The sequence below is a fragment of the Lactobacillus sp. M0396 genome, from assembly GCF_016101625.1.
In the GTDB taxonomy this organism is placed as follows: domain Bacteria; phylum Bacillota; class Bacilli; order Lactobacillales; family Lactobacillaceae; genus Lactobacillus; species Lactobacillus huangpiensis.
Genome location: NZ_JACFQE010000002.1, coordinates 246031 through 267872, shown reverse-complemented (window position 1 = coordinate 267872; position 21842 = coordinate 246031). Strand labels below are relative to the sequence as shown.

Sequence of the window (21842 nt, the reverse complement as noted above, 5' to 3'; positions counted from 1 at the left end):
TTGAATTATTTAGTGGATGATACCAGTAAAATCAAATAGAGCATAAATAGCGAAGAAAAGAATGATTAAAAATATGGCGACTATATGTCGTTTCTTTTTAAGCAGTAAAACTGCAGCAAATTCACGCACAATTGCGTTAGGTAGAAAGTAAAGACGTGTATAGCATCCTACACCATTTGCTTTTAGACCAGCTGCTTTTGCATAGAGAGAAGCCCTAAAAATATGATAATTGTTACTAAAGAATTTTGCCTTGTAATCTTTACTGCCGAAATCTTTTGCAGCTACTTCGGCTGAAAATTTCATATTTTGGTATGTATTTTTGGAATTATCTTCTAATAAAATGTCTTTTGGTTCTATACCGCGAGCTATTGCATATTCTGTCATTGCTTGAGCTTCAGAAACTTTTTCATCTCCACCTTTACCACCAGACATAATAAATTTAGGCATTTTCCGTCCTTTAGTGACTTGCTTTTGAGCATATTCAATAGCACGATTAATTCGACTGGCTAAAAGTGGGGTGACTTGTTCACCGTGAGACAGCCCCGCTCCTAAAACGATTAAATAGTCTTGGTTATATTGTCTAGGAACAATTTGGTAAAAGGTTAAATTAACTAAAAAGTTGTATGCTACAAAAAGAAGGTAGTCTAATATAGCTGTTGGCGCATATAGCAAAATTCTAACCCAAGAGGGCAAATTTCTAAAAGGTCCAACTAGTGCAACTAACCAAACAACAATAATTCCAATACCAATAAAAAGAGTTAATAAGTTTGATAGGGTATGACTTTCACGTTTCCATACGATATAAGCATTCCATAGAAAAAATAGCCATGAAAAAGCTGCTAACAAAGTAATTGTTGCTACAAATAACACTATCAGAATTTCGTATGTCAGAATGAGAGGTCTCAAACTGGTAGATAGAATCATTACGGTCAGCCAAACGCCAAATGCCAATAAAAAAATAGTAAAAAGAATGCCATTAAGCAATCTTCTGGGTTCTTTTAGCCAAGAAAATAAAAAAACTGCAAAAGTTGCAAGCATAATAAGTGAAAGAATTATAAATGAACGGTTTTGATTTAATACTTCAAAAATTCTAATCATAGTATCCTACCTTAGGTTTAAAGCTAAGTCTATTATAATAAAGATGAATAAAAAGTCATAGTAAATTAAAATATGATAGAATAATAAAGTTATTTCCCAGGAAATAGCTTATCATCATAATTGAAATTAAATTTTTAAAGTTAAGATGACATTGTGCAAAACGGTCGAAGTTGCTTTTACTTATAGTTTGAAAAGAGTGAAATGAATGAAAAATTTTTTCTATTTTTTGGGGAATGTAATTACAATAATAGCCTCTTTTATAATTTATAGCGTAGTGCAACAATTTTATTTTTACCCTCACAGGTTAAGAAGAGAACTGCATTTAGGAAATGTCTCTTTTATCCTGCTAACGATGATAATTACAACAATAGCTTTATTAATAGTGCTTTATTTATACCGCTTGCAATTAAGACATAGAAATGAACGTAATTATAATAGCAGACCACATTGGCAGTTTAAGAAGATATTACTTTCCCTTTTAGGCGTAATAATGTTGATTATAGTTAGTGCGACTATACAGTTGGCACTGGGTTTTAATTCGGATCAAACTTCAACTAATCAGAATCTTTTAGATCAATTTTCTCATCAGGCAGGAAACTTTTTTCCAGTGATGGTAATATTTATAGGCCCAGTATTTGAAGAATTTATTTTTCGGGGCTTTTTCTTTAACACTTTCTTTTACAAAAATACGAATTTAAATAAATGGTTAGGTATTCTTTTCAGTGGACTTATCTTTGGATATGTACATGATCCTGGACTTACTAAATATATACTGGTTTATTGGGCATTAGGCTGTGTATTAGCCTGGGTTTACACAAGTACCAGAGATCTGCGCTATTCAATTTTATCTCATATGATTTTTAATGCATTAGGATTCGTATAAAAAGCCTGGTAAACTGATGCTTAATAGGCTATGCAGTTTATCAGGCTTTTTTAATGTAAGAATATTTTTGAAAGTTAATTTGTAGTGCTAATTCCTGTTTGTTCTGGATTTTTAGGAGTAGTTTTTGCTAAAAGAGCCAAGCTAATAGAAATCATATCAACCACTTCCTGCAAAATTGCTCCCCAAAATGCAGGGATAATACCAGTAAATGCAATTAGCTCGATGATAACTACGATGGTGATAGCAGTTAACACATCTATATTGGCAACTTTCATAGTGTGTTTAGAAATTGCTACGGCATCATTGATTTTGGATAAGTCGTTTACCATGATAATTGCATCTGCACTTTCACTAGCAGCAGAAGCACCTTTTGCTCCCATGGCTATGCCAACATCAGCAGCTGACAAACTAGGGGCGTCATTAATGCCGTCACCAGTCATAACTACTGGTCTCTGATCTTGAGGCACATTTTTAATTGCAGCAATCTTTTCAGCGGGCAACAAACTATAGCGTATATCATGCACTCCAACTGTTTGGCCAATTTTATCAGCCACATCTTTGTGGTCTCCTGTCAACATCATAATGTGTGCACCACTTTGACGTTTCAAACGTGCTATTGTCTCAGCACTTTCAGGACGAACTTGATCTTTAAATGTAATATAACCGGCATACTTATCGTCAATTGAAATATAAACTGCAGTAGCATTGACTGTTGCAGCTTTTTCTTGTGGTTTAACATAATCCAGCTTGCCAACTTTAACTAAATGTCCCTCAACGATGCCGCTAATACCTTGACCAGTTGATTCTTTGATATTTGTTGCCGGTTTTAAAAGGTTCTTATCAGCTACATTAACCAGTGAATTAGCAATAATATGACTAGATTGTTGTTCAACACTGGTAGCGTAACTTTGCAGGGTTTCTGGACTATAACTACTATTATTGGCAGGTATTATTTCATCAATTACCAACTGATTTTCAGTTAAAGTACCTGTTTTATCGAAAGCAAAAGTTTTTGCTGTAGCTAGTTTCTCTAAAGTGGGACCGGACTTAACTATAATATGATGCTTGGACATGGAACTCATGCCGGATACCAGTGCAACTGGTGCGGCAATTAGTAATGGACAAGGTGAAGCTACAACCATGACTTCTGCAAAGTTGACCGGATTGCCCGAATGGATCCAGGCAGCGATTCCTATTACCAGGGAAATAATGGTAAATGGGACAGCGTAGCGGTCAGCCATTTTTACAAACTTGGCCGGTTTTGCCTGCGATGATTCGACAAGTGAAACAATTGTCTGATATTCAGAATCACTCGCTTTTTTAGTGACAGCCATTTCTACTGCCACGCTGCCATTAATCGAACCAGACATTAATTCATCACCAGTTTTTTTAGCAACCGGCACAGATTCTCCTGTTAATGATGACTGGTCAAAACTTGATTCACCACTAACTACTTTACCATCAACTGGAACTTGTTCACCTGGTTTGATTAAAACGTGATCTCCAATTTTTAGTTGTTCAACGTCAACAGAAACGAGTTCATTGTTCACAATTTTGTTGGCAATAGTAGGTGAATTGCTTAAAAGAGAGCGTAATTCTTTATCTGCTTGTCCAGTAGCATAGTCTTCTAATGTTTGGCCACCAGTCATCATGACTAAAATCATCCATTCAGCCCAAATGTCACCAATCAATATAGTGGAAACAACTGCGATAACAGCTAAAATATCAACGCCATAGCGTCCTGATTTAAAATCACTGGCAATTTCGGCAAGTAAGGAAATTGCCATCATGATACCCACAATATCGATTAATACTGCCTGAATAGGGAACTGCAAGTTTCCTATTTGAAAAAGACTTTTGGTCTTTAAGCCGAATTGGCAAAAAAGACCTATTATCCCAATTGCTAATACAAGAATAAATTTCCATTGGCGTTTAAAACTCATTAATAGTAGCCTCCCGTAAGTTAAACTAATTATTATGTTTTCTATTTTAACACTAAATACTCAATTTTATTTAGAATAAGTCTAAATTAGATGCAAATTAATATAAAAAAAAGAGGGTAATTTTTACCTTCTTTAACTTAGTGATCTTTTAGTTTAATAATCTTGTTGAACTGAGTTTCGGTTTTTACCGGCTTAGCTTTAGACGTAAATTTAGAATTTTTAATTTCAGGGAAATCATTTTCATCCTTAGAGGGTTGAATATGAAAAATTTTAGTCCTTCCTAAAGAATCAATTATATCTGTAGATGACATTGTAATAAAGTTGTCATTGTCACCATGGTCATCAGTTTCTGCAAAATAATGGTTAATTTTTGCAATTCCTTTTTCTGAAAAATGTTCTTCGTGAGCCAAATCAAGAAGAAGGGCATGCAAACGAGTAGCTGATACCAATTCATGCTGCAATATTATAAAAATCCAGGAAAAATTGGAATCCATTGATTTAAAACGTTTTGTAACTTTGTCTTTATAGAACGCATCAGTGATTTTAGTCGCTTCTTCCATATTATTTGGGTTTTGTGCCAGCCCCTTTAGTTGGGACACCAATTCAGATTTCTCTTCAAGTGAAAGCTCTTGATCATTTGGGTAAGTCCAATTTTTTATAATTGCGCGTATCAAAAATGTCAAATGCGCAGAAATTGTTTTACTTGCCATAATAGTGTTCTTCTTTTCTGATTATTTAAGGAGTATCTATTGATTCTTGTTAACTAATTCAGCAAAGCGCTATTTAATTTTAAAAGCAAAATGATTATAATTAATAAATATTTATATATAATAAATATAAAATTGAAATCAATTTTTAACATTGTATTAACCAAATAGCTGGATTACCAAATAAAAGTACCGGTATCTCCCTATTAATGATTATTATAACTTAATTTGTAATAAAGTACACTAAAAAGGAATAAACAAAAATAAATTTTAAGTATATTTTATAACAGCTTATCTTTGGTAATTGGGATCACCTTATATTCTTTCTCAAAATTATGAGAAATGTAATTAAAAGCTTTAATCCATTCACGTCTGGTTAATAGTCCTTGGAAAACACCATCGTCATCAACCACAGGCAAAAAAGCATTGTCAACTAACAAATGAAGTTGAGTTTCCAAGGTAGTCTGAACAAAGTTGATTTTATCAAATTTGGTTTGCATAACATCACGAACTAATAATTTATTTAAAGGTTCAAGTGAAATCCTATCAGTTTCCATCATTTTATCTGTGATCATTGCTAAGCTCAGTAAGCCAACAACACGGCTTTGGCGGTCAAGAACTGGAATTTTTGAATATTTTACACGCGTCAGAATCATAAATGCGTGATATAAAGGATTGTCGTCTTCAACAAAAGCGATGCGAGAGGCAGGGATAATGAAAGAACCTGATTTTTCTTCCAGTAAGTGTTTGATTGTGGGTGAAAACATTAAATATGAACCTTTCATAATAAAAAATAATAATTGTTCAAATTTAATCCTATAACAAAGAAAAAAGGCCCGCAAGATCTGCGAGCCTGTTAGTTTTCATCTACTTTGAAGGAGTAAGAATGAATGAAATAAAAAAGTGGGAGTATGTAGTAAGTATTGCTTTCGCTTACTACATAAAAAAATAATATCTCTAAAATATGAAGTTAAGTTAGAAAATCTCTTATAAAAGGGTAAAGAATTTCTTTAGAACAGTTTAAGACCATAGAAAAACTCACGTAACGCACGTGAGTCGAAAGGGATAGATATGAAAATGACCTGTAAAGTCATTTCGGTTTTTTCATTATTATACTTGGAGGAGTATGAATGAAAAACAAAAAGTTGAGTGTGATATAAGAAAAATGAATATCTTTCCTATATCACAATTATAGTATAACTATAAAATGTGAAAAAAGTATGACGAAAATCTCAAAATGCAAATTTTAAGTAACTACAAAATTGTTTGTTGCAAAACTCCTTGTTATAATTAGTTTTACTTTAGTTAAAAAAAGAATTGAAATTTTAAGGAGAAAAATGGGAAAACAAGATTATCGTAAAAAGATCATTTTTTGGCTACGTTTTTCTGGTTGGCTTTGTTTGTTGCCGGCATCTGCTTGGCTTTGGTTGTATCAGATGTTTAGTCAAGGTGCTTTAGGATACACGCTTTTAGGGGAACTTATTTTTACAGTCTTATTTGCTGTTTATATCTTGACAACTGCCCAAAGTGAACGCTGGCTAAAACCAACAAACATTTTTATCTTGTTAATGCTTATTATACTTTTTGGCTCATTTATAATTCTAATTCCGCTTTGTTTTGCTTATAACGATTGTCGTAAGTTGAATAACGAGTAATAAGGAAAAATATTTAAATTTGGTAAAAGTTTGAGAGGATTTTTTTAGTTACAAATCTTTAGTAGTACTATATTTGATAGAATATTTTATTAATATTGAGAAAGATATGAATTATGGCTAAAAAAGAAAAAACTGATTCACGTACTAAATGTGTTGGAAAGTTTGTTTTGACGACAATTATCTATTGCATCATTTTAATGGTACTGATTTATTTGTATCAGTATAGTGGGTTAACATCTGTTCACTTTATCTACAATGAATTTTAAAGCTGGTACACTAATATGATTGAAAATATAATTGAAAAAATTGATGAAGTTGCTCAGGCAGAGCCTGAACGTATTGCATATGACTATTTAGGTAAAACTAATACGTATAGTGATCTAAAAAAACGTTCAGATGAATGGGCTCATAAGATTGTAAGTTTGAATCTTTCTCCTAAGAGTCCAGTGATGATTTGGGGCGGGCAGGATTTTGAAATGATTGCCAGTTTTCTTGGTTGTGTTAAGTCTGGACATGCATATATTCCTATCGCCAGCTATTCAAATGCTGAAAGAATTGTTATGATTCAGGAAGTTTCTCATGCTGAAGCAATTTTAGCAATTGATGAACTGCCGAAAATTGATTTGCCAGCTATTAAAGTAGTGCGTCCTGCTGATGTAGAAAAAGGAGATTTTGAATCTGATCCTGCCATCTATGTACAGGGTGACGACAATTTTTACGTTATTTTTACTTCAGGCACAAGTGGTAAACCTAAAGGCGTGCAAATTAGTCATAATAACTTGCTCAGTTTCGTCAATTGGGAAATGGTGGACTTTGATCTGCCGGAACATCCTTCATTTTTATCCCAAGCACCATACTCATTTGATCTCTCAGTCATGAGTCTTTATCCTGCTTTAGTCGGGGCAGGTAAATTGGTGGCTCTGCCGCATGAAGTTACGCAAAATTTTGCTCAGTTGTTTCAGACTTTGCCTAAGCTGCAATTTAATGTCTGGGTATCAACGCCGTCATTTGCGCAGATGTGTTTTTTAGATAAAACTTTTACTGCTGCCAATCATCCAGATTTAACTCACTTTATGTTCTGTGGTGAAGAATTGCCGCACAATGAAGTAGTAATGCTAAAAAAGAAATTCCCCCAGGCGCGAGTTTTTAATACTTATGGACCGACTGAAACTACAGTTGCAGTCACTCAGGTAGAAATTACTGATGCTGTTTTAAGGAAATATGATCGTCTCCCAATTGGCAAGGCTAAAGCAGATACCAAAATTATTATTGATAAATCTAAAGGTGACCAGCCTGATGAAGGCGAAATTATTATTTCTGGGCCAAGCACTTCTAAGGGCTATATGAATAACCCCGAAAAAACAGCTAAAGCATTCTTTAAAAAACCGGGTGACCAATATATGAGCCACCGCTCAGGTGATGAAGGCTTCTTTGACCAAGATATGCTCTTTTACCGCGGCAGAATTGATTTTCAGATCAAGTTTAATGGCTATCGTATAGAATTGGAAGAAATCAACCACTATATTGGAATGAACAAGCTGGTTGATCACGGCGTAGCTGCACCAAAATATAATCAGGATCATACGGTTAAGCAAATTGTTGCCGAAATTAAACTCAAAGATGGGGTAAAAGAGCAATATTCTGAAGCAGAGATTACTAAGATGATCAGAGCAGATTTAGCTAAAGAACTGATGCCATACATGATTCCACAGCGTTATGTTTACCGTGAAACATTGCCGGTCTCGCAAAATGGTAAAGTTGATATTAAGGCTGTCATTAAGGAGGTCAACGAGTAGTGAACGCTAATTTCATTAACTTGCAGCCATATTCCAATCCGCATTATTTCGTGTATCTGATGATTGGCTTAATACCTATTATCATTGGGCTGTATTGGGGTCATCGCTTAAAAATCTATGAGGTTGTATTCTCATTAATTTTCTTGTTTCTCATTTTTGATGGTGAAAAATGGCAACAGGGCGTTAGTTTAATCATCTATATTTTGTTTCAGTTGCTGGTCACTTATGGCTATCTTTATTATCGCCGCCGCAAGAACAGTCCAAATAGAACCTGGGTTTTCTACTTAGCTGTAATTTTAACAATCGTGCCCCTGGTTTTGGTTAAAGTACAGACTGCTTTTCCGCAAGCTAAAATTCCTGGAGTTTTGGCTTTTCTGGGGATTTCTTATCTGACCTTTAAGACAGTTCAGGTCGTGATGGAAGTACGCGATGGCGCTATTAAAGAACTTAACTTGGGAACCTATCTTCGCTTTCTTTTATTCTTTCCGACCATTTCTTCGGGACCAATTGATCGTTACCGCAGATTTGCCAAAGAATGCGACACGGTGCCAAAGCGTGATCAGTATCTAAACGATTTAGAGCTGGCAACACGTTATCTGTTTCAAGGCTTCTTATATAAATTTGTTCTTGGCTGGTTCTTTGGTACCTATTGGCTGCCCCGAATCACCCGAGCTGCTTTAATTACAGGTACAGCAAATGGCGGCTTAAAACTATCCTGGTGGGTAGTAGCTTATATGTACTGCTACAGCATGTATTTATTCTTTGACTTTGCGGGCTATTCTTTATTTGCCGTGTCGATTTCCTACTTTATGGGTATTCACACCCCAATGAACTTTAACAAGCCGTTTATTTCGCAAAACATCAAAGAATTCTGGAACCGTTGGCATATGACCTTGTCTTTCTGGTTTCGGGACTACATCTACATGCGTTTTACCTTCTTTGCAATGAAGAAAAAGCTGTTTAAAAACCCAGTCAGGCTGTCGCAGGCAGCATACCTGCTCTTGTTCTTGGTGATGGGTTTCTGGCATGGGCTGACCTGGTATTATATTGTTTATGGCTTGTTCCATGCTTTTGCCATCATCATCAATGATTGCTGGTTGCGGTTCAAAAAGAAGCACAAAGATAAGCTGCCATCGAATAAATACACAAAATGGCTGGCAATTTTTGTAACTTTTAATGTAGTGTGTTTTAGTTTCCTGATTTTTTCAGGTTTTCTCAGCCAGCTTTGGTTTGGCTGGCAATAGGCAATAATTTTATTTAAGGAGTTTTAACATGGATACCAAAAAAGAAGTTTTAGCAATTTTACAAGATTTAACCGGTGAAGATTTAACAGAGAGAATGGATGAAAATATTTTTGCCAACGGTCTAATGGATTCAATGGCCAGTGTCCAAATGTTGTTAAATTTACAGGAAAAGTTCCAAATAGATGTACCAGTTTCTGAATTTGACAGAAATGAATGGGATACGCCCAATAAAATTGTGGCAAAGGTGGAAAATTTAGAAAATGAATAACAAACGCCGGCTGTGGCATATTTTTGGCCCGGTTCTTTGCGCATTTGTCTTGCTGCTGGTCATCTTTCTGATGCCGTGGGAGCGAACTTTTTCTAGGGATGCCATTTATCAAGCGGCTAATTCGCAAACTAATACTATTTTTAAGTGCTCTTTAATGAAACAGGATGCGTTTAAGGATGGGTACGTGCCTTTTTATGGATCAAGTGAATTATCACGGCTTGATCCATTGCATCCCAGTGTAATTGCGCAAAAGTATCGCCGCAATTACCGGCCATTTTTATTAGGCGGGCCAGGCAGTCAATCCTTAGCACATTTTTTGGAAATGCAGGGGACTGCTAAACAGCTTAAGGGCAAAAAAGCCGTAGTCATTGTTTCACCGCAATGGTTTACTAAAAAGGGTCAAAATCCGGATGCCTTCGCGCTGTATTATTCACCGCTGCAAGCCTGTAATTTTCTCTTAGGTATTAAAAAAGACACGGTGACTAACCGCTATGCAGCCAAACGTTTTCAGCAAATGCCTGAAGTGAAGGGCGTTATCAAACTGGGTATGAGAAGGATTGCCCACGGGCAAAAGCTAACGGGATTTCAACGCTTTTACTTAGAAAATCAGCGGCGCATGCTTAACAATGAAGATAAATTTTTCAGCACCTTCCAGCTGCGTGATCGCATTAGAAGGATCAATAAGCAGGCCAAGTTATTGCCGAATACGTATTCAGTCAAGGCTTTAGACCAAGTAGCAAGTCAGCAGGCTGCACTTAACACCAATTCTAACAATTTTGGTATTAACAATCGTTTTTATAAAAGGCGTTTAAATAAAAGGGTACTTGCTAAATTAAAAGATAGTCAGCGTCATTTTAATTATACTAAATCGGTAGAATACAGCGATTTTGAATTGATGTTGCATCAGTTTGCCAAGCAGCATACCAATGTGCTATTCATTATCCCGCCGATTAATGAAAAATGGTCTAATTACACTGGCTTGTCACAAACAATGTATCAGAAGGCCGTTTCTAAGATTAAATACCAACTGGCTAGTCAAGGTTTTGATAACGTTACCGATTTATCCAAGCGCGGTGGTGAAAAGTATTTCATGGAAGATACTATTCACTTGGGCTGGCGCGGCTGGGTAGCTGTTGACAAGGCAGTAAAGCCATTCATGGCGCAAAGTGATCTACCACGTAATTATAATATTCATAACTATTTTTACAGCAGAAAGTGGCAAAAAAAGCCATATCAGATTAGTTTGACAGATGAAAATCCGTTAAATGGCAGTTCAAAAGAATCTTTAAAAGGAAAATAGTGCGCCAGCAAATTGATGCCTTAGGAATCAAGGGCTCAATTCTAGTCATTAAAAATGGCAAAATAATGCTTAACTATGCTTTAGGCAATAACACTGACACTAGTTATCTAATTAATTCTGTGCAGAAATCTATGACGGCTGCAATTATTATGCGGCTCGTGCAGGAAGGCAAGTTAAGCCTGCAGGATAAATTAAGTGAATTTTATCCGCAAATTTCTGGAGCACAAAAAGTCAAAATTAAAAATCTATTAGCCATGACGGCAGGTCTTGATCTCAAACCAGGAGCAAAGTTAGGAAGAAAGCATTTTGTTTCTGACTCTGATAATATTCAGCATGATGCAGCTAAAACTATTTTTGAACCTGATTTATTAAATAAGTGGCATTATAGTTCACTAAATTATGTTTACCTCTGTGGTATTATGAGCAAAATAACGGGTCAAAGCTATGAGCGGTTGTTCCGCAATACCTATATCAGGCCGTTAAAGCTGAAACAAACAGAATTTTTGTGGTCAAGGCCAGGCAAAATTATTTCCAGTCATTTAGTGCCCGGAATGATTTACCGCAAAGGTCGCTATGACGTGGTTAAGCATAAGGCAGCTTTAAGGGGAGCTCGCAATGAATTAGGGGCTGGTTCAATAGTAATGTCTAATCATGATCTGGCCAAAGTTATACAATATTTACTAGCTGGTAACTTGTTAACCCAAAAGAGTCGTAAATTGCTTTACCAGTCTGAACCACCTGCTTATTATAATGGCGGCTTTTATAATAATATTAAATTAAAAACTAAAACTGCTAATGGTGCAGGAGAGGGTTATTATACCTTCATGCGCAGTACTAATAATGCTAAAACGCTAGTGATTATACAGTCTAATAAGACACGTGAGGGTGAATTTAACCAGTTAAAAAGTCAAATTAATCAAATCATGCTCGAACTACTTGGCCGTAAGGCTGACAGTGCAAATATAATTGGTTGAAACTTGTTTTTTGGTTAATTGCATGCTAAAATTTTGTTGTGTCACCATAGGGAAGTAATCATTTTCTCCGGTAGCGAAAATGTAAAATTTCTATAATGTGGTCAGTAATGGTGGCACAAACACTGTGTGAGCTTAGTTCCGATGTTGGTGGAACTAGGCTTTTTGTATACATGAAAATAATGATAAATACATTTATTAAGTACATTAACATACCCACATTATAGCTGGCATGAATTTGCCTATTATAATGAGCGTAGCTTTAAATAATTCACAGGAATATTTTAGTGAAGAAACAATCAAGAAGTTAGTTAATCAAGCAAAAGATTCTTTGGTTTATGTTAATCTTAGTAATAAAAATCTGGATAAAGAAGACGAATAAATATAAGTTTCTATAATGTGGTCAGTAGTGGTAGCACAAATACTGTGTGAGCTTAGTTCCGATGTTGATGGAACTAGGCTTTTTTAGTGTTTTCTTTGCTATCTGCCATTGCTAGGGGGTAAAATATATTTAATATATACTAGATAAGGAGATAAGTTATGAACAGAGCAGAACTAAAACTAGAAGCGAAAAATCAACTGCGTCATAACTGGGGCTGGGCAGTTATTATTGGTTTAGTAATGACCTTATTTGTTGGTTTCTTTTTTGCCAGGCCAGCAATAAATAATTCACTTAAGATTACAAATAATGTAAATGATGTCATGGGAACCGGCTCAATTGATTCACTGTTTAAACCTGCATTTTGGGCAGGTCAATTAGGTACTGATACGGGTTTAACTTTTATTGGCAGCTTTTTTATGCTGAGTATGGTAGTTACTTTCTTACATTTTGCTCGTGGAGAAAGACTAGGCTTTTTTAAAGGTATTTTTTCTGTTTTTACTGATGATCGGTTTGTACCAGAATTTCTGAATTATCTTTGTGAGTATATTTTTCAATTTCTGTGGTCTTTATTATTAGTTATCCCTGGCTTAATTAAGTCTTATTCTTATGCCATGACGCCCTATATTGTTAATGACTTGGTAGCAAGTAGGCAAGAGGTACATGCAACAACAGCAATTACACTAAGTCGTCAGTTGATGGACGGCCATAAATGGGAACTATTTGTATTAAATTTAAGTTTTATTGGTTGGTATCTTTTGAGTGTACTAACTTTTGGCATTGGTTATATTTGGCTAGTTCCTTATGAACAGACAACTAAAGCCAATTTTTACCGCAGATTAGCTGGTGATCGATATTTAAAAAATTAAATTGATAAATAACTAAAAGAGCAAGACATTCATTGTCTTGCTCTTTTTTTGTGTACCCATTTTAAAATTTAGTACTTGTTCAAGTCTTCAATACGCTCTTGAAACCATTTGCCAGCATATTCAGAATTAAAATCATCTGTTTTTTTGAGAGCATCCTTTACTTGACTGGAATTTAAGTGATCAATCAGGTAGGTCTTTAAAGCCTTATTAATCAGATCATTAAAATCAGTATCGTTAACTTCTAAATACTTTTCTGTTAGCTTTGCTACCTTTTCAGTTAATTCAATTTTCTTCCTGCTCATTTTCTCGCCTCTTAAAATACACTTTCATTATACCATTTTATTCATTACTAATAATAAAAAAGATAATGGTTGGTATTAAAATGGCTAGCATTAGAAAAATAGAGTATTATTTTATTTTAAATACAATAATCAAGGTTAGGTCAGATTTAATGAAAGAATATACTATCAATATCGTAGCACGTATGCAGGAATTCTCTTTTTTTCGTGCGACAAGACATACCATGGCAGTGTTAATGCCGATTGCAGTGGTTGGCTCATATTTTAAACTTTTTAATGACTTGGTTTTTACACCTAATGGACTAATTTATAATATATTTAGCCTGGATAAAGTATTATCTGATCATATTTGGTATGGTGGTTCTTTTGTTTGCCGTGGAATGGTAGAAATTACTTTTGGGGTGTTTGGTGTCTATGCCAGTTACTTTATGGCTCGTTACACAGCACGGCTTTATCATAAGGATTCAACTATGGCAGGTTTAACTGCTGTTCTAATTATGCTTTTTTGTTCATATGCATCCAGCAGTGGCCGCAATGCTCGCATGCCGTTTACTGCCAGTTTGTTACAAATTAATGCAGTTTTTATAGCCTTAGTTATAGGATATTGTGTGGGACAAATATTTCATTTATTAGGTAAAGACTTTTCCTACGTTAAAGATGAGGGAACAAAGATAATCCAAAAAAGGGCGGGGGATGCTGTTTTGCCTAGCGCTATTTCACTGCTACTGGGTATATTCTTAGGAATTATAATTTATGAATTACAACTTAAACTCCTTAATTCCACCAGTTTTAATGAAATTGTCAGTCGAGTTCAGACCACTAATAATTTTGGCGAAGTTTTATTGCTTTCAGCTGTGATTACTTTTTTAGATTGGTTAGGAATCGGTTATCCATTGCGCTCCTTATCAGGAACGGTTAATAATGCTTTTACTGCTGAAAATTTGACGTATACATTAAAACACGGTAATTCTTGGAATGTGCCGTATAAATACCTGGGCAGTTCACTCATTAACAGCTATGGGATAATGGGTGGTGCTAGCGTTGCTTTAGCCGTGATTGTATTGCTTTTAATAAGGCGAGGTAATAGAGAAAATGAAATAAATGCTAAAATTAATTTATTACCAGCTGCTTTTGGTTCTAACTTGGGATTTACAATTGGTTTACCTCTAATTTTAAATCCTGTGTTCGTATTGCCTAGTGTTATGATCCCGATTATTAATATGACATTGGCTACTGTGGCTATTAGCGTACATATTATTCCTGTGAGTGTTTATCAAATTTTAAAAGGAACCCCCGGAATTTTAGTTTCATTTTTTGGCACAAATGGTAACTGGTCAACGTTAATTTTTACATTACTGCTGTTTTTGTTGGATATAGTTTTGCTATTACCAATAATTAAAATTAATGAAAAAATTGATCTAAGAATTGCTTACCAGAAGAAGGAATGATCAGATGCGTAAAAATCCTAATTATAAATGGCTAATCTTGGTCATAATTGTTTTAATTATGCTGGCTGTCCCCAGTTTTTTTTGGATGAAAAAGGATAATAAATCAAGAGCGGAACTTAGCAAGTCGCTGCTTTCCCCAGTAATAATGGTTCCTGGTTCCAGTGCCACAACTGAGCGTTTTAACGATTTAATTGATGAACTGAATAAAACTACTCTCAACAGACACAGTGTAATAAAAATCAAAGTTTCACGTGAAGCAAAACTAACTTACAGTGGCTCTATTGGTAAAAACGATTTGGAGCCTTTTATTATTATTGGTTTTGACAACAATAAAGACGGTTATACAAATATTAAAAAACAGGCAAAATGGCTAAATGTTGCGTTTGAATCACTAATTCAAAACTATAAGTTTAATAATTTTAAAGCATTTGGTCATTCCAACGGTGGTTTAATTTGGACTTATTGGCTGGAACATTATTATTCTGAATATTCTGATAACATTAAGATAAAGAAGTTAATGACTTTAGGAACTCCTTATAACTTTACTGAAAGTAATATTAATAATCGGACGCAAATGCTGGCAGATTTTATTAAAAATCGTGCAACACTACCGCAATATTTAAAGGTTTATTCTCTTTCTGGAGGGAAAAATTATGAATCAGATGGAATCGTACCTGAAACAAGTGTAGCTGCCGGTAAATTTATTTTTCAAAATCAGGTTAAGAATTATACGGCAATGACAGTTACAGGTGAAAAAGCAGATCACTCAGATTTGCCGCAAAATAAGCAGGTAATTCAAGCAATTCGACAGTACTTATTAAAGAAACCAAATAGGCCATTAAAGCCTGCTAAGGGAAAGGAGAATCATTAATGAAATACCAAAAACAACCTACTAAAATTGAAGTAATTGGTGGTAGAGTTAATAATTTAAAAAACATTGATGTTGATATTCCACTACATAAATTTGTAGCAATCTCTGGCTTAAGCGGATCTGGTAAATCCAGCTTGGCAATGGGCATTTTATACTCAGAAGGTGCAAGACGTTATCTTGATTCCTTAGCAGCCTATACTAGGAGACGCATTAGCCAAGTTGGTCCTGCACAAGTAGATGAGGTAAAACATATCCCTTCAGCATTGGCATTAAGGCAGCGACCGGCTGTTCCTGGTGTGCGTTCGACCGTTGGCACAGTGACGGAAGTTTTTAATATCCTACGACTAATTTTTTCCCGATTAGGTTCACCCGTATGTCCTAATGGTCACAGAGTTCCACCAACCATAAAAATTGCGGAAGCAATGGATTTAACTGGGGAAGCAATGGGTCGCTTGACGTGTCCTACATGTGGCATACAATTTTATGCTTTTAGTGCTGAAGACTTTGCGTTTAATTCAGATGGTGCGTGTCAAAAATGCCAGGGTTTAGGAACGGTTGAGCAGATTGATGATAGTAAGATTATTGCTGATGAAAATTTAACGCTTGAAAAAGGTGCGGTAGCCACTTGGCAAATTCCCGGTCGAAATTGGATGTGGCGCATTGCCCGTGAATTAGGTGTACGTACTGATATCCCATATAAAGAGTTGAATGCTAAAGAAAAAGACTTTGTGCTTCACGGTAAAGAGCGGAAAGTCCCTATTGACTTGCCAACTTCAACTGGTCGGGTTTATCATCTTGATGCGTTATATGAAAATGCCTATAATGCAGTGGCTAACTCCCGTAAAACTACAAAGTCGGAGCGAGGATTGCAAAGAATTAATTCTTTTTATAAATTTAGTACCTGTCCTCGCTGTCATGGCTATCGGATTGATCCTAGTCGCTGGCAGCAGCTAGTTGCCGGCAAAAATATTGTTGAAGCTGAGAAACTGACTTTAGGTGAATTAACTCAATATATGGATGAGATTTTAGCAAGTTTGCCACAAGACATGCAAGACTTAGCAGAAAATTTAACGAGTGAATTGTTGCATCAAGTCAAACCTCTATTAAAATTAGGACTAGATTATTTGAGCATAGACAGGCAGGCAAGTAGTCTGTCTACAGGTGAACTTCAACGTATTCAGCTTGGCAGAACGTTGCGCACCGAAACTACAGGGGTACTCTATGTATTAGATGAACCATCAGTGGGCTTGCATCCTGACAATGTAGCTGGGTTGATTGATGTATTTCATGAATTGGTCAATCAAGGCAATTCTTTAGTTGTTGTTGATCATGAAACTTCCATTATTAATGCGGCTGATTGGGTGATTGAAATTGGTCCAGGTTCAGGTAGCCAGGGTGGTGAAATTATTTCCCAGGGAATACCTAAAGAGATAGAACATAATGAAAAATCCTTAATTGGACCGTATTTAACAGGTAAAGCACCATTATTTGTCAGACCCAGGGTCAATAAAGACCAAATCTTTAAACATGGCAAAATAAAACTTGATGTTACTGAGCGCTTTAACTTAAAAAACTTGCATGTGCAAATACCTGTCAATCGCTTAACTTCTGTTACCGGATTTTCAGGTGCTGGTAAAACTACTCTCATTCTAGATTCTTTGATTCCGGCATTAAAGGCACAAAAAAATAACAGTGAAAGACCTAAGTGGGTAAAGAGCTTAAACAATAACTATATTAAAAACGTGGTTAGTGTTGACTCTACACCAGTTGGTAAGAATCAGAGATCAACTGTTGCAACTTATACAGATATTATGGACAACTTGCGTAAACTTTTTGCCAAACAGCCTTTAGCTAAAAAGTTAAAATATCGCGCGTCTCATTTTTCATATAATAATAAAGAAGGTGCATGCCCTGCATGCGGTGGCACTGGTGTGATTTCACTTGATATCCAATATTTGCCTGACATGGTTGAAACATGTTCAGTATGTGGAGGTCATCGTTTCAATCAAGATGTCTTGCAGGTAAAATGGCACAATCTAAGTATTGCTGACGTTTTGGATTACTCGGTAGATGATGCCTTAAAAGAAGAAATTTTTCAAAAAGAGCCAAAAATTAATAAAACAATTACAACATTACATGACATGGGTTTAGGTTATCTTCATCTAGGGGAGTCTACTCCAGCATTATCAGGAGGAGAAGCACAGCGGTTAAAGTTAACTAGTCACATTCATCAAAGGCAAAAGGGCACTTTATTTGTTTTTGATGAACCGACAGTGGGACTACATCCACAAGACGTGAGAACACTCTTACAAGTGTTTCAAAGATTACTCGAGCAAGAAGGAACTATTATTACTATTACGCATGAATTGGATATTATGGCTAACAGTGATTATATGATTGATATGGGACCAAGAGGAGGACTACAAGGAGGAAAAATTATTGCAAGCGGATCCCCTGTGGATATTTCTCAAAATTCTGGTAGTTTAACAGGTAAATATTTGGCAAAGCAATTTAAATTATATCAAAAATAAAAGAATAGAGCCTAAAAAGTAGCTGAGAGCGCTGCTTTTAAGGCTTTTTTATTTTTGTGGAAAAATCAAACAATCTGTGGAAAAAGTTAATCAAAACTATTGCTTTCTGTGGATAACCTGCTATAATATTATATGTAAGCAATTAGCAGTCGAACGCTACGAGTGCTAATTACAAATTTATAACCTATCAAAGGGGTGTTTACATATGGCATATTTTGATAATGATTTTGATGATTTATTTAACGAATTAAACAATTCTTTCTTTAATAACACTAATGATAAAGGTGGAGCTATTCCTATTCACTATTCAAGCAGTATGAATATTTCACCGCAAGACATATCCCAAAACGGACAAATGGGGCAAAAGCAAGGACAAAAGCCAATTGGAGTTGATTTGGTTGAGCAAGCAAAGAAAAATAAATACGATCCTGTAATTGGGCGTGATGAACAAATTCAGGAAGTTATAGAGATTCTAAGTCGGCGCAAAAAGAACAATCCAGTTTTAGTTGGACCAGCAGGTGTAGGTAAAACTGCCATTGTAGAAGGATTGGCACAGAAGATCGCTGCAGGCGATGTTCCTGACAAGATGAAAGACAAACATATTATTGCAATTAACATTAATGATATGGTTGCTGGATCAAGTTTGCGTGGTAGCTTTGAAGAGCGCCTGAAAAAAGTGATTGACGAAGCTAAGAAAAATCCTAATATTATCTTATTTATTGATGAATTACATAATATTGTCGGAGCAGGGTCAACTGACTCTGAAAATAACAATGGTGACGCTGCTAATATTTTGAAACCGGCTTTGGCTAGTGGCGACTTGAATCTGATTGGTGCAACGACTACGAGTGAGTACCGCAGGATTGAAAATGATGCGGCCCTAGCACGTAGGTTCCAGCCTGTACAAGTTCCTGAGCCATCTGCTGCAGTGACTGTCAAAATTTTGGAAGGTCTAAAAGATAAATATGAAGCTTTCCATCATGTAAAATACAATGACAGTGCTTTAAAGCTGGCTGTTGAATTATCACAGCGCTACATTCAGGGACGGTACTTACCTGACAAAGCCATTGATTTAATGGATGAAGCAGGTGCCAAAAAGGGTCTCGACACTATTCCTGATGATGAAGCAACTTTAAAGAATCGGATTAAAAAGCTGGAAAGTGAAAAAGAAACTGCTGCCAAAAAGGAAGATTACAGTAAAGCAAGTGAGCTGAAAAAGAAGATTGAAGAGTTGCGCGACAAAGCTGATCATGTAGATAATGAAGCGACTCCACATGTTACTGATGAAGATATCTATGCTTTGATTGAAGCCAAGACAAAGATTCCAATGAGTGAATTGCATGCAAGTGAGGGACAAAAGAATCTTGATTTAGCTGAAAAATTAAAGAAAGTGGTTATTGATCAGGATAATGCGGTTGATGTCATTACTGATGCAATTGCCCGTAAACAAGTTTTTAAAGACAATGATCGTCCTACTGGTACATTCTTATTAACCGGACCTACTGGTGTAGGTAAGACAGAATTAGCTAAACAATTGGCTATTCAATTGTTTGGTGGTGAAAATCATCTGATTAGACTTGATATGTCAGAATATCAAGATCAGATGGCAGTTAACAAGCTAATTGGTTCTGCTCCAGGTTATGTTGGCTATGGCGAAGGCGGTCAATTGACTGAAAAAGTTCGTCACCAGCCATACAGCCTGATTTTGTTCGATGAAATTGAAAAAGCTAATCCGCAAGTGTTTAATGCTTTGCTTCAAATCATGGATGATGGCCGTTTAACTGATGCACAAGGCAGAACAGTCTCCTTCAAGGATACAATTTTGATCATGACTTCTAATGCAGGTTATTCCGACCAATTGCTAAAAGACGGTAAAGTAGATCATGATAAATTAATCAAGGCTTTGGAAGCATACTTCAGACCAGAATTTTTGAATAGACTTGATGCGATTGTGCCATTTAATTCCTTAACTAAAGATGATATGAATAAAATTATTGATATTTACTTAAGTAAAATGGCACATGTTTTGGCGAAAAAGAATGTTAAGGTTAACGTTTCTGATGAGACTAAAGCTTATTTAGCTGAAAAGGGCTATGATAAAAAGTTTGGTGCAAGACCTTTACGTCGGGTAGTTGAGCAGGACTTGGAAACCCCAATTGCTAAATTATTAATGAAAGAGCCTGATACCAAAGAAGTCAAGTTTACAGCAGATGACAAGCATGTTTACTTAAATGATGCTGCAGTATTAGACATTAAGCCAAAAGAAAAATCTGAAAATAACGATAAAACAAAACAAGATTAATGTTAAAAAGGGATCATTCAATAGAGGATGATCCCTTTTTTGCTTCTAGTTGTTTCATGTGAAACCTTCCATACAGTAACAAAATTGAATTTTTGTTTAATTATCAGAAATTCATATTATTTTATTAAGATTAATATGAATTCACTATTGACATCAACAAAAATATAGTTTAAATTAGGTAGCAATTAAATTATTATTAAAAAGCTAAAAATTATTTTTTAGCTTTTGTAGTTTTGTTATAGGGGACAATCAAATGAAACAACGAGTAGAAGACCTGGATTGGAAAAATCTGGGATTTAAGTATCGTGATCTGCCTTATCGATATGAGGCGAAATATAAAGATGGAGAATGGCAGGAAGGAGAACTGACCGAAGATTCATCCATGACCTTTTCTGAAGGCGCGGAAGTACTGCACTATGGACAAGAGGTTTTCGAAGGACTAAAAGCTTACCGTAGAAAAGATGGTAAGATCAATCTCTTTAGACCTGATCAAAATGCACACCGCTTTACTCTTTCAGCAAAGCGGTTAGCCATGCCGCCATTTCCTGAAGATAGATTTGTTGATGCCGTAAAACAAGTTGTTAAAGCTAATGAAGAATTTGTACCACCATATGATAGTGGCGCAACTCTTTATTTACGACCACTTATGGTAGGAACAAGTAAAGTTTTAGGTGTTGAAGCGGCCACTGAATATACCTTCCGCGTTTTTGCGGTTCCAGTTGGCGCATACATTAAAGGATTGAACCCTGCAGATTACGTTGTTAGTGAATACGACCGTGCCGCATATGCTGGTACCGGTCAAGCAAAGACAGCCGGTAACTATGCCAGCAGTTTGCTTCCGACAGTTGAAGCACATAAAAACGGTTTTGCCGATAGTCTTTACTTGGATCCACGTGAACATAAATATATTGACGAATTTGGTGGTGCTAACTTCTACGGCATTACCCAAGAAGGACAGTTTGTCACACCAAAATCAAAATCGATTTTGGTTTCTATTACTAAGCGCTCACTTTTGGAAGTCGCTAAGTGGCAAGGTCTAAACCCAGTTGAACGCCAGATTACCTTGGAAGAAGCGTTCAACATGAAAGAAGCTGGTGCAATGGGTACAGCTGCTGTAATTTCTCCTGTAGGTTCAATTACCTACGAGGGTAAAAAACATGTTATCTATAGTGAAACAGAAACTGGTCCAGTTACTAAGAAACTTTATAACGAACTGGTTGATATTCAGTATGGTAACAAGAAAGGCCCAGAAGGCTGGGTCCAAACATTGGATTAAGT

General features: G+C 35.8%; 20 protein-coding genes. 15 read left to right on the top strand and 5 right to left on the bottom strand.

Annotated features, from left to right (window positions below):
* Positions 1-9 precede the first annotated feature (9 nt).
* On the bottom strand, positions 10-1098 hold the full coding sequence (locus tag H3T43_RS03770; RefSeq protein WP_198212731.1) for a YdcF family protein: 1089 nt from the start codon (positions 1096-1098) through the stop codon (positions 10-12).
* Between the two features lie 205 nt (positions 1099-1303).
* On the opposite strand from H3T43_RS03770, the gene H3T43_RS03765 reads away from it, so the two are divergent.
* Positions 1304-1981 (top strand): CPBP family intramembrane glutamic endopeptidase, encoded by a 678-nt coding sequence (locus H3T43_RS03765; RefSeq protein WP_034978552.1) that lies wholly within the window; start codon positions 1304-1306, stop codon positions 1979-1981.
* Positions 1982-2055: 74 nt separating this feature from the next.
* Here the strand turns inward: H3T43_RS03765 and H3T43_RS03760 are convergent, their stop codons facing one another.
* From H3T43_RS03760 to cbpB, 3 genes are all read right to left on the bottom strand, one after another.
* Positions 2056-3924, bottom strand: coding sequence for a heavy metal translocating P-type ATPase (locus H3T43_RS03760; protein WP_198212728.1), 1869 nt, complete (start codon positions 3922-3924; stop codon positions 2056-2058).
* Positions 3925-4061: 137 nt separating this feature from the next.
* Positions 4062-4634: a hypothetical protein gene (locus H3T43_RS03755; RefSeq protein WP_198212726.1), complete on the bottom strand. Its 573-nt coding sequence runs from the start codon at positions 4632-4634 to the stop codon at positions 4062-4064.
* A gap of 278 nt (positions 4635-4912) precedes the next feature.
* On the bottom strand, positions 4913-5398 hold the full coding sequence (gene cbpB / locus H3T43_RS03750) for a cyclic-di-AMP-binding protein CbpB (RefSeq protein ID WP_187154162.1): 486 nt from the start codon (positions 5396-5398) through the stop codon (positions 4913-4915).
* 570 nt (positions 5399-5968) lie between these two features.
* On the opposite strand from cbpB, the gene H3T43_RS03745 reads away from it, so the two are divergent.
* From H3T43_RS03745 to H3T43_RS03705, 9 genes are all read left to right on the top strand, one after another.
* Positions 5969-6286, top strand: a complete 318-nt coding sequence (locus tag H3T43_RS03745) for a hypothetical protein (RefSeq protein WP_198212724.1) — start codon at positions 5969-5971, stop codon at positions 6284-6286.
* A 113-nt stretch (positions 6287-6399) separates the two neighbouring features.
* Positions 6400-6552, top strand: a complete 153-nt coding sequence (locus tag H3T43_RS03740) for a teichoic acid D-Ala incorporation-associated protein DltX (RefSeq protein WP_198212722.1) — start codon at positions 6400-6402, stop codon at positions 6550-6552.
* A 15-nt stretch (positions 6553-6567) separates the two neighbouring features.
* Positions 6568-8082 (top strand): D-alanine--poly(phosphoribitol) ligase subunit DltA, encoded by a 1515-nt coding sequence (dltA, locus tag H3T43_RS03735; RefSeq protein WP_198212720.1) that lies wholly within the window; start codon positions 6568-6570, stop codon positions 8080-8082.
* Entirely contained in the window at positions 8082-9326 is a 1245-nt protein-coding gene (gene dltB, locus H3T43_RS03730; protein WP_198212718.1) for a D-alanyl-lipoteichoic acid biosynthesis protein DltB, read from the top strand. Before dltA ends, dltB begins: the two co-directional genes overlap by 1 nt.
* A 28-nt stretch (positions 9327-9354) precedes the next feature.
* Positions 9355-9594 carry a D-alanine--poly(phosphoribitol) ligase subunit DltC gene (gene dltC, locus H3T43_RS03725; protein ID WP_198212716.1) on the top strand — a complete coding sequence of 80 codons (240 nt, stop codon included), beginning with the start codon at positions 9355-9357 and terminating at the stop codon, positions 9592-9594.
* A complete protein-coding gene (gene dltD / locus H3T43_RS03720; RefSeq protein ID WP_198212714.1) occupies positions 9587-10894 on the top strand; it encodes a D-alanyl-lipoteichoic acid biosynthesis protein DltD in 1308 nt (435 codons plus the stop codon). The genes dltC and dltD overlap by 8 nt, the downstream gene beginning before the upstream one ends.
* On the top strand, positions 10894-11868 hold the full coding sequence (locus H3T43_RS03715; RefSeq protein WP_198212712.1) for a serine hydrolase: 975 nt from the start codon (positions 10894-10896) through the stop codon (positions 11866-11868). The genes dltD and H3T43_RS03715 overlap by 1 nt, the downstream gene beginning before the upstream one ends.
* Before the next feature lie 235 nt (positions 11869-12103).
* A complete protein-coding gene (locus tag H3T43_RS03710) occupies positions 12104-12247 on the top strand; it encodes a hypothetical protein (protein ID WP_198212710.1) in 144 nt (47 codons plus the stop codon).
* A 158-nt stretch (positions 12248-12405) separates the two neighbouring features.
* Positions 12406-13113, top strand: coding sequence for a DUF975 family protein (locus H3T43_RS03705; RefSeq protein ID WP_198212708.1), 708 nt, complete (start codon positions 12406-12408; stop codon positions 13111-13113).
* A 68-nt stretch (positions 13114-13181) separates the two neighbouring features.
* Here H3T43_RS03705 and H3T43_RS03700 read toward each other — a convergent pair whose 3' ends face one another.
* Entirely contained in the window at positions 13182-13415 is a 234-nt protein-coding gene (locus tag H3T43_RS03700; protein ID WP_034978516.1) for a hypothetical protein, read from the bottom strand.
* Between the two features lie 149 nt (positions 13416-13564).
* Between H3T43_RS03700 and H3T43_RS03695 the strand changes: the two genes are divergently transcribed.
* From H3T43_RS03695 to H3T43_RS03675, 5 genes are all read left to right on the top strand, one after another.
* A complete protein-coding gene (locus tag H3T43_RS03695) occupies positions 13565-14860 on the top strand; it encodes a PTS sugar transporter subunit IIC (RefSeq protein WP_198212707.1) in 1296 nt (431 codons plus the stop codon).
* 4 nt (positions 14861-14864) lie between these two features.
* A complete protein-coding gene (locus H3T43_RS03690) occupies positions 14865-15731 on the top strand; it encodes an alpha/beta hydrolase (protein WP_198212706.1) in 867 nt (288 codons plus the stop codon).
* Complete coding sequence (locus H3T43_RS03685) at positions 15731-18262, top strand: excinuclease ABC subunit UvrA (protein ID WP_198212705.1); 2532 nt, start codon at positions 15731-15733, stop codon at positions 18260-18262. The genes H3T43_RS03690 and H3T43_RS03685 overlap by 1 nt, the downstream gene beginning before the upstream one ends.
* A 205-nt stretch (positions 18263-18467) precedes the next feature.
* The gene (locus tag H3T43_RS03680; protein ID WP_198212704.1) at positions 18468-20564 is read left to right on the top strand and encodes an ATP-dependent Clp protease ATP-binding subunit; all 2097 of its coding nucleotides are present in this window, start codon (positions 18468-18470) and stop codon (positions 20562-20564) included.
* 253 nt (positions 20565-20817) lie between these two features.
* Positions 20818-21840: a branched-chain amino acid aminotransferase gene (locus tag H3T43_RS03675; protein WP_198212703.1), complete on the top strand. Its 1023-nt coding sequence runs from the start codon at positions 20818-20820 to the stop codon at positions 21838-21840.
* Positions 21841-21842: the final 2 nt, after the last annotated feature.